Source organism: Arthrobacter sp. SPT-J7 (assembly GCF_059089965.1).
This window is the reverse complement of sequence record NZ_JBNHFF010000138.1, coordinates 1-8,784: the sequence shown is the minus strand read 5'-3', so window position 1 is coordinate 8,784 and position 8,784 is coordinate 1. Positions and strand designations below refer to the sequence as shown.

Here is an 8,784-nt window from a genome sequence, read left to right as displayed (position 1 = left end):
GACGACGGCCCTCATCTCCGGGCGCGCCCTTGCCAGCCTGCGCGCCGTCGCGTCGCCGCCGGTGGACACCCTCCTGATTGGCAGCCACGGGGCAGAGGCCTGGCTGGGGCCAGGGTCCACGGGGCTGACGCTCGACGCGGAGCAAAAGGCCCTGCTTGCCGAGGTCCGCGGCGTCCTGGCGGAAATCGTCGAGGAGGCGCCCGGCACCATGTTGGAGGACAAGCCCGCCGGGGTGGTCCTGCATACCCGCCTGGCCGACGACGACGTAGCCCAGGACGCGGTATCCGCCGCCCGCTCCGTGCTGCAGGACCGCAAGGGCGTCTTCCTCAAGGACGGCAAGCGCGTCCTGGAAACCTCCGTCGTCAACGCTTCCAAGGGCGAGGGGGTTACCTTCCTGCGCCAGGTCACCGGGGCCACGGCCGTCCTGTTCGCAGGCGACGACACCACGGATGAGGATGCGCTGGCGCGCCTCGGGCCCGGAGATGTGGGCGTGAAGGTGGGCCTGGACTTCACCCAGGCCGAGTACCGCGTGGAGGCACCCGTGCACGTGGCGGAGATGCTGGAGGTGCTGCTCCAGGAGCGGAGCCTTGCCGTTGCCGAGGAGGACCAGCAGGGCTTCCAGGGCAGAAGTTGAGCAAGGTCATATGTGACGTCCGTAACATTTGCGACTAAAAGCGCAACGTCTGACATACTCTTGGTTGTGATGTGGCGCACAAGCACCGTGCGGCGTCACTCGACGCTCTCTGACCTTGGTTGAGAAACGTCTGCAGCACAAAACTGAACAAACATGAACCATTCACAACGGATCGTCCGGCACGTACCTGCCGGTGAAGGGATTGATAACTGTGGCTACAGTTACTTTTGATAACGCTACGCGTCTGTACCCGGGCACAGAAAAGCCCGCCGTCGATAAGCTCAACATCGACATCGCCGATGGCGAATTCCTGGTCCTCGTTGGACCCTCCGGTTGCGGTAAGTCCACCTCCCTGCGCATGCTCGCAGGCCTTGAGGACGTCAACGCAGGCCGTATCCTCATCGGCGACCGCGACGTCACCGACGTTCCGCCGAAGGACCGCGACATCGCCATGGTTTTCCAGAACTACGCGCTGTACCCGCACATGACTGTGGCCGACAACATGGGCTTCGCCCTGAAGATCGCCGGGGTCTCCAAGGAAGAGCGCGCCGAGCGCGTCCGTGAAGCTGCCAAGCTCCTTGACCTTGAGCCCTACCTGGACCGCAAGCCGAAGGCGCTCTCCGGTGGTCAGCGCCAGCGTGTTGCCATGGGCCGCGCCATTGTCCGTAACCCGCAGGTCTTCCTCATGGATGAGCCGCTTTCCAACCTGGACGCCAAGCTCCGTGTGCAGACCCGCACCCAGATCGCATCCCTGACCCGCCGCCTGGGCGTCACCACTGTTTACGTGACGCACGACCAGGTCGAGGCCATGACCATGGGCGACCGCGTCGCCGTGCTGAAGGACGGCCTGCTGATGCAGGTGGACACCCCGCGCAACCTGTACGACAAGCCCAAGAACGTCTTCGTGGCCGGCTTCATCGGCTCCCCGGCCATGAACCTGCTCGAACTGCCGGTTGTCGACGGCGGCGTTCAGTTCGGCGGCACGGTCTACCCTGTACCGCGCGACGTCCTTGAAGAGGCACACGGCTCCACCGTAACGCTGGGATCCCGCCCGGAGGACCTTGAGACCGCTCCGCACGGTGAAGGCCTGAAGGTAGAGGTCGACGTCGTCGAGGAGTTGGGTGCCGACGCTTACGTCTACGGCCACACCACCCTTGACGGCAAGGACCACGACATCGTGGCACGTGTCGACGGCCGCCGCCCCCCGATGAAGGGCGAGTCCATCTACGTCCGTCCGCAGTCGGGCCACGTGCACCTGTTCGACACCAAGACGGGCCTGCGCCTGGGCGACTAATCCCCACCGGCACCCTAACCTCGCTCCGCTTCGGCCAGGGAACCCTGCCGGCGTGGGCCCAACCGGCACCCTAACCTCGCTCCGCTTCGGCCTGAGAACCCTGCCGGCGTGGGCCCGACGTAAGCACCGCATGGAACCGACGGCGGCCCTCCTTAACTGGACGGCCGCCGTCGGCCTTTGACCGTGCCTGCTGAAAAATTAGCTGGCCACGCCTATGTACGGAAGAATTGACCCATGACCGAGGAATACAGCGCCCAGTGGCACGATGAACCCACCGACTATGCGCAGGTGGGGAAACTGCCCCGGTTTGTGGCGGCGAGTGCCGACGACGGCAAGCTCGCTTCGGTCTCCAGTTCGCTGAACATCACGGCGGCAGCGGCTGATCCTGAGTTGCTGGACCTGCCGTGGCACATCGCGCTGGAGGACTGGCCGGCGGAGAACCTGGCCGCACTTCCCCGCGGCATCTCCCGGCACATCGTCCGCTTCGCCCACCTCGGCGGCTCCGTGATCGCTATCAAGGAAACTTCCGAGCACGTTGCCCGGCATGAATACCACATGCTTCGGAAGCTGGCCCGGCTGGACGTGCCGTGCGTGGAGCCCGTCGCCGTCATCACCGGCCGCACCACCCTGGACGGGCGGCCGCTGAACCCGGTGCTGGTCACCCGGCACCTGAAGTTCTCCATGCCGTACCGCGCCCTGTTCTCGCAGATGCTCCGCAAGGACACGCTCACGCGCCTCATCGATGCTCAGGCGCTGCTGATGGTGCGGCTGCACCTGATCGGCTTCTACTGGGGCGACGTTTCCCTTTCCAACACCCTGTTCCGCCGTGATGCCGGAGCCTTTGCCGCCTACCTGGTGGACGCCGAAACCGGCGAGCTGTATCCGGACCTGTCCACCGGCCAGCGCGAGTATGACCTGGAAATCGCACGCGTGAACATCGCGGGCGAGCTGATGGACCTGCTGGACGGCGGGCTGATCGAGGAAAAGGTGGACCCGGTGGCCACCAGCGAGCTGATCATGGACAGCTACCGGCGCCTCTGGGCGGAGCTGACGGAGAAGGAGTCCTTCGAACTCGGTGAGAGGTGGCGCGTAAGTGCCAGAATCCGCCGGCTGAACGAACTCGGCTTCGACGTCGAGGAATACGCCATCAAAACCACCCAGAACGGGTCCACCATCCAGCTGCAGCCCAAAGTGGTGGACGCCGGACACCACCAGCGGCGACTCCTGCGGCTTACGGGTATCGACGCGCAGGAAAACCAGGCCCGGCGGCTCCTTAATGACATGGATTCCTTCCGTGCCGACAACAACCCGGACATGGACGAGGAATACAGCGCCCATCTCTGGGTCAGCCAGATCTTCGAGCCGATCGTCCGGTCCATCCCGCGGGACCTTTCCGGGAAGCTGGAGCCAGCGGAAGTGGTGCACGAGGTCCTGGAGCACCGCTGGTACATGTCCGAAAAGCAGGAGCGGCATATCCCCTTGGCCGAGGCCGTCCAGTCCTACATCGACTCCATCCTCAGGCACCGCCGGGACGAAGCGGCGATCATGCTCAACCCGGACACGGAACTGCTGAAAATCCTCGACGTGGAAACAGAAGAGTCCCGCTACGGCGACGACGAGACGATCGATGAATATCCGGACTCGGACGACTAGGGCTAGATTGCCTTGCCGGGATTCAGGATGCCGGCAGGATCAAACAGTTCCTTGATCCTGCGCTGGAACTCCCGGAGCGGCTCCGGCTGCTCCTGGCCCAGCCACCGAAGTTTGTACTGCCCTACCCCGTGTTCCCCGGTGATGGTTCCACCCATCCGCAGGGCTGCCGTGATGGATTCGTCAAGGACCTGCTGGAGGCTCGCCATGGCGGCGGTATCCACCATGCTGTCTTTCCTGTCCACCCAGAAGGTGGGGTGCAGGTTGCCGTCGCCCGCGTGGGCCACTACCTTCAGGTGCACGCCGTACCTGGCGGCCATGACCTCCAGGGCGGCGACGTAGTCAACCAGCCGGGAGCGGGGCACGGCGACGTCTTCTCCCACGCGGTACTCATCATCCACTTCCACGCCCCTGCTGTGCCGCCTGAGCTCCACCAGCCGTTCAGCCTCGGCGCTGACTTCCGTGGTGACGGTTGCCCCGCCGGCCCTCAGGACCTCCCGGACCACTTCCGCCTCGGCGGCAGCACCGAAGCCGTCCGTCTGGATCAGGAGCAGGGACCGGCCGCGTGACGTGAGGTCCGATCCGTGGATCCCGTCCAGCTGCGCCAGCGTACCGCCGTCGAGCAATTCCATGATGGCGGGCTGCACCCGCGCCCTGCCCACGGCAAGGACGCCGGCGGCGGCGCGACGGAAATCGGGGTAGAAGGCAGCAACGGTGTGCACCTCCCTGGGAAGGTACTTCAGCCGCACGGTCACGCCCACCACGATGCCAAGCGTCCCCTCCGATCCGACGAACAGCCCGGTCAGGTCATAGCCCGCTACGCCCTTGAAGGTTTGGTGACCGGTATGGATGAGGGAGCCGTCAGCCAGCACGACGTCCAGCGCAAGGACCGAGTCCCTGGTGACGCCGTACTTGGCGCACCGCAGCCCGCCCGCGTTGGTGGCAACGTTGCCGCCGATAGTGGAGGTGCGGAAGCTGGCTGGATCTGGCGCGTACATCAGGCCATGCGGCGCTGCTGCTTCATTGAGCACAGCGTTGATGACTCCCGGTTCCACCACTGCTGTTTCGTCGTCCGGATTCAGGTCCAGGATCCTGTCCATGCGCTCAAGGGACAGGATGATGCAGCCCTCGGTGGCGTGGGCGCCGCCGGAGACTCCCGTCCCGGCGCCCCTAGGCACGATGGGAACTGCACCGTCCGCGCAGATCCGTACCACGGCCTGTACATCCGACACTGACTCCGGGAACACCACCGCCAGCGGGAGCTGGTAGTCGAGTACGGGCGCCTGGTCCACCGCGTAACGGCTGAGCGTTGCTTCCGCACAGTCCACCTGGCCGTCCGCCAGCACGGTCTCCAGCTCCTCAACTAAGCTTCCCACGAAGCCTCCATCCGTCGTCGCACACGTCCCACCAGTGTAGGACGGCGCCGTGCGGCGGTGGCGCGAAGGGTCCTCCGTTGGCATTGCCTGCTGGGGAAAACTTTGCAAGCGCTTCCAGCCCTGATCTGCGGAAAGGCTGATTGTGCCCCTCTCACTTACGCCGCTGGCTGTGGAAGCGTTTCCATTCTTGGGCCTCCGCCCCCTAAGCTTGCTTTCATGTCTGTCGAAACTGTGACGCTCACCACCGCTCCCCGAACCGGGCCGCTGACCCTGGTCCACGCCGAGGACAACCAGCCCGGCTGGTGGCGCTCCGCCGTGATTTACCAGGTGTACCCGCGCTCGTTCCGTGACCTCAACGGCGACGGTGTCGGCGACATTGCGGGGATTACGGAGGAACTGCCACACCTGGCGGACCTCGGAGTGGACGCCGTTTGGCTGTCCCCCTTTTACCGCTCCCCCCAGCGCGACGCTGGCTACGATGTCAGCGACTACTGCGACGTGGACCCGATCTTCGGCACCCTCGGGGACTTCGACGTCATGATGGCTGAATCCCACCGCCTGGGCCTGCGTGTCATCGTGGACCTGGTGCCTAACCACTGCTCCGACCAGCACCCGCTGTTCCAGGCCGCCCTCGCGGCGCCGGCCGGCAGCCCGGAACGGGAGATGTTTATCTTCCGCGACGGCCTTGGCAATGGCGGCCATCAACCGCCCAACAACTGGCAGTCCCACTTCGGCGGACCCGCCTGGAGCCGGGTAACCGGGCCCGACGGCCAACCGGAGCAGTGGTACCTGCACCTTTTTGATTCATCCCAGCCCGACTTCAACTGGGACAACCCCGCCGTCCACGCCGAATTCGAACGGATTCTCCGGTTCTGGCTGGACCGCGGAGTTTCAGGTTTCCGCGTGGATGTGGCCCACGCGCTGGTCAAGGCCCCGGGTCTCCCGGCTTGGGGAGGACGGGCCGACGGGGGAAGTTCGGACGGATTCCCGGGGCATGAGGCACCGATGTTCGGCCAGCCGGCAATACATGAAATCTACCGTTCATGGCGCAGGATCCTGGACCACTACGGGCCGGACCGGATTCTTTGCGCAGAAGCCAGCGTTGACCTCCCCCGGCTTGCGCAGTGGGTCAGGCCGGACGAGATGCACCAGGCCTTCAACTTCCCGTACCTGCACGCAGGGCTGGACGTCTACCGGCTGCGGTCAATCATCACGGATTCCCTGACGGTCCTGGACGCCGTTGGCGCTCCCAGCACCTGGGTGCTTTCCAATCACGACGTCGTCCGGCACGCCAGCCGCTTCGGCTATAACGGGCAGGGGCCACGCGATGGTGACGGCATCGGACCCGCAGATCCGCAACCGGATACGGCCCTGGGCCGGCACCGGGCCGCTGCTGCCTCGCTGTTTATGCTCGGGCTTCCTGGGGCCGCTTATGTCTACCAGGGTGAGGAGCTAGGGCTGCCCGACGCCGTCGACATCCCTGAGCACCTCCGCCAGGATCCCACCTTCGCCAGAACGGGCGGGGCGCGGCTGGGCCGGGACGGCTGCCGGGTTCCGTTGCCATGGCGCACCGCTGAACCCCACCTCGGATTTGGCTCGGGGAGCGACCCCTGGCTGCCGTTGCCCTCCTCTTTCAAGGCGCTGGCACGCGACTTGCAGGCTGGCTCGGAGTCGTCGCACCTCGCCCTGTACCGGCGCATGCTGGCGATCCGCAGCGAGCTGGACCTGGGGCGTGGGTCGCTCGCGTGGGCGGAGGATTGGTGCACCGGCTCATCCCTGGCGTACGTCAACGGCACTACGCTGGTGCTTATGAACCTCAACCACGAGCCGCTGGAAATGCCTGCCGGCCAGGTCCTCGTCCGCAGCGCCTCAGCGGTAGATGGTTTCCTTGCTTCCGGCGAAACCGCCTGGATCAGGATTGGACCGGATACCGCGGCAGGGTGAGTATGGCGGGCATCAAGGAAGTTGCTGAGAAGGCTGGACTGTCCGTAGCCACCGTTTCGCGGGCACTGAACGGCAAAACAAACGTCTCGGCCAAGAGCCGGAGACTGGCGCTGGAGGCGGCAGAGGAATTGGGGTTTGTCCCGTCCTATCACGCCTCCAGCCTTGCCTCCGGACGGAACCACAACATCGGCCTGGTGGTTCCCGCGATTCACCGCTGGTACTTCTCATCGGTTCTGGAGGGTGTTTCTGAAGTCCTTCTGGACGCCGGCTATGACCTGACGCTCTACAGCGTGGGGCACGAGCCCGGGCACCGCCACCGCGTGCTCAACGATTTCCTGCTCCGGAAACGCCTCGATGCGGTGATCGCCGTGGCCCTGGTGCTCAGCGATGCGGAGATTCAGCAGCTGCTGGCCGTCCACCGCCCCATCGTGGGCATCGGCGGCACCCTAACCGGTGCGTCCACCATCAGGATCGACGACGAGCGGCTGGCCCGCATGGCCACCGACCACCTGGTAGGGCTCGGGCACACCCGGATAGCCCATGTCACCGGCAACGCTGACCTGGATCAGGATTTCAAACTGCCGGGCATTCGGCAGGCCGGCTACCAAAAAGCCATGGCGGCCGCCGGTTTGGACGTCCGCCCTGAATGGCAGGTTGCCGCCGACTTCACTGTCCAGGGGGCATACGCCGCTGCCCGCCAGCTGTTGGGCAGCGCCGTGGAACGCCCCACAGCCGTCTTCGCTGCCTCCGACGAAATGGCTGTGGGCACCATCCTCGCCGCCCGGGACTTCGGTCTGCACGTCCCACGGGACCTCTCGGTGGTGGGCATGGACGGTCACGAATTGGGTCAAACGTTCGGCCTGACCACCATTGACCAGGACGCCCGTGGGCAGGGCGCGCTGGCAGCCAGGACTGCGCTGCAGTTGCTTGAGCCGAAGGGGGAACCCGAGGACGGACGGGTAGCACCTGAGGCTGACCAGGAGTTTCCGACGGAGTTCGTCATCAGGACCAGCACTGCGGTGCCGCCGGCCTAACCAGGCAGTAGCCTTCACTCCGAACTTCGGGCCAAACCTGGAATCACGGACCCTGTCAGGCTTCCGGCCTGCTGGCGTCCGGGATACCCATGAAGCGGCAATACTTGGCAAGAATCAGTGGCCAGGCGGCAACGTACTGTGCGCGCGCTGCGGCCGGGTTCTCGGCCCCTTCCCAGCCCTCGTGGAACACCCGTACTTCCGTGCCGTCCTCCACTGCCCGGAAGACCACCAGCAGTTCGGTGGACCACAGAGCGCTGGAGCCTGGGTGCCACGTCGCGTGGAAGGACAGCGGTGGTTGCCAGTCATCGAGGGTGCCCCAGATGCTGGTCCGCCCGTCATCAGCTGTTTCAAGGATGAGGTTCTCCTCGAACTCCACGTAGGATCCCGCGCCGTACACGCCGAATGTATCCAGCGGCCACCAGAGGTGCGTGTGGTCGGTGAAGCCGGCGAAGGCGTGGGACACGCTTCCCGGCACTACTACTGTATGGACCACAGGTTCGAGCAGCTCGATGGCATTCTTGTCATCGCTTCCGAACTGTTCGTTGCCGTGGCTGAAGAGGCTGTTCATGGTGCTCAACTCTACCCGCGCCGTGCCGCCCCATACGCCCCATCACTTCCTGCACCCTTCCGGCGACGTCCCATCAGCTCCTGCGGGTTTTCGTCGGACGCTCCGTCGCCTCCTGCAGATGGTGGTGGTGGCGGGCTGTTAAATGCGGGAGGCCCCAACCTGGTGGTTGGGGCCTCGACCTAATGTATGTCCGGCGGTGACCTACTCTCCCACACCCTCCCGGGTGCAGTACCATCGGCGCTGTGGGTCTTAGCTTCCGGGTTCGGAATGGGACCGGGCGTTTC

At 65.2% G+C, this 8,784-nt stretch carries 7 protein-coding genes and 1 rRNA gene; 5 read left to right on the top strand and 3 right to left on the bottom strand.

Annotated features, from left to right (window positions below):
* The 3 genes from otsB to AC5RWX_RS26940 form a co-directional block, all read left to right on the top strand.
* Window positions 1-634, top strand: a 634-nt coding sequence (gene otsB, locus AC5RWX_RS26950; RefSeq protein ID WP_494099331.1) for a trehalose-phosphatase, incomplete at its 5' end; no start/stop codon positions are given.
* Between the two features lie 211 nt (window positions 635-845).
* Window positions 846-1,928: an ABC transporter ATP-binding protein gene (locus AC5RWX_RS26945; RefSeq protein ID WP_306638141.1), complete on the top strand. Its 1,083-nt coding sequence runs from the start codon at window positions 846-848 to the stop codon at window positions 1,926-1,928.
* 234 nt (window positions 1,929-2,162) lie between these two features.
* Window positions 2,163-3,581: a DUF4032 domain-containing protein gene (locus tag AC5RWX_RS26940; protein ID WP_494099330.1), complete on the top strand. Its 1,419-nt coding sequence runs from the start codon at window positions 2,163-2,165 to the stop codon at window positions 3,579-3,581.
* 2 nt (window positions 3,582-3,583) lie between these two features.
* Here AC5RWX_RS26940 and AC5RWX_RS26935 read toward each other — a convergent pair whose 3' ends face one another.
* On the bottom strand, window positions 3,584-4,954 hold the full coding sequence (locus tag AC5RWX_RS26935; protein WP_494099329.1) for an FAD-binding oxidoreductase: 1,371 nt from the start codon (window positions 4,952-4,954) through the stop codon (window positions 3,584-3,586).
* Window positions 4,955-5,170: 216 nt separating this feature from the next.
* Here AC5RWX_RS26935 and AC5RWX_RS26930 point away from each other — a divergent pair, with 216 nt between their 5' ends.
* Both AC5RWX_RS26930 and AC5RWX_RS26925 read left to right on the top strand, forming a co-directional pair.
* On the top strand, window positions 5,171-6,898 hold the full coding sequence (locus tag AC5RWX_RS26930) for a glycoside hydrolase family 13 protein (RefSeq protein WP_494099328.1): 1,728 nt from the start codon (window positions 5,171-5,173) through the stop codon (window positions 6,896-6,898).
* Window positions 6,899-6,900: 2 nt separating this feature from the next.
* Complete coding sequence (locus AC5RWX_RS26925; protein ID WP_494099327.1) at window positions 6,901-7,932, top strand: LacI family DNA-binding transcriptional regulator; 1,032 nt, start codon at window positions 6,901-6,903, stop codon at window positions 7,930-7,932.
* 55 nt (window positions 7,933-7,987) lie between these two features.
* Here AC5RWX_RS26925 and AC5RWX_RS26920 read toward each other — a convergent pair whose 3' ends face one another.
* On the bottom strand, window positions 7,988-8,500 hold the full coding sequence (locus AC5RWX_RS26920) for an SRPBCC family protein (protein WP_494099326.1): 513 nt from the start codon (window positions 8,498-8,500) through the stop codon (window positions 7,988-7,990).
* 188 nt (window positions 8,501-8,688) lie between these two features.
* Window positions 8,689-8,784: ribosomal RNA gene (rrf, locus tag AC5RWX_RS26915) — 5S ribosomal RNA — on the bottom strand; the annotation flags it as partial.